Source organism: Enterobacter cloacae complex sp.6700776 (genome assembly GCF_048284255.1).
Lineage (GTDB): Bacteria > Pseudomonadota > Gammaproteobacteria > Enterobacterales > Enterobacteriaceae > Enterobacter > Enterobacter intestinihominis.
The window spans coordinates 1-302 of sequence record NZ_JBLVYK010000178.1 but is presented as its reverse complement, the minus strand read 5'-3'; the positions used below and the strand labels follow the sequence as shown (position 1 = coordinate 302).

At 52.0% G+C, this 302-nt stretch carries 1 pseudogene; it reads right to left on the bottom strand.

Going from position 1 to position 302, the window contains the following annotated elements:
* Positions 1–302: pseudogene (locus tag ACNQ0T_RS23785) on the bottom strand (adenosine deaminase); the annotation flags it as partial.

The window sequence follows — 302 nt, the reverse complement described above, 5'->3', positions numbered from 1 at the left end:
ATTAATCTGTGCCTGGCGGATTTGCTCGCGGGATAACCCAGCAGCTGGCGCGGCAACGGTATATTCGTGAATGATATCCACTCCCTGTACGCCGGGATCGTCAGTGTTAATGCTGGCACGAATGCCATGCTCAAGGAACGTTTTCAGCGGATGTGCAGCCAGCTCTGCTACGGTGCTGGTCTGAATATTGGAGGTCAGACAGGATTCAATACCAATTTGTTGCTCGGCTAGAAAATCCATCAGCGCCCGATCTTCAATGGCTTTTACGCCATGTCCAATACGCTCCGCACCCAGTTCACGAA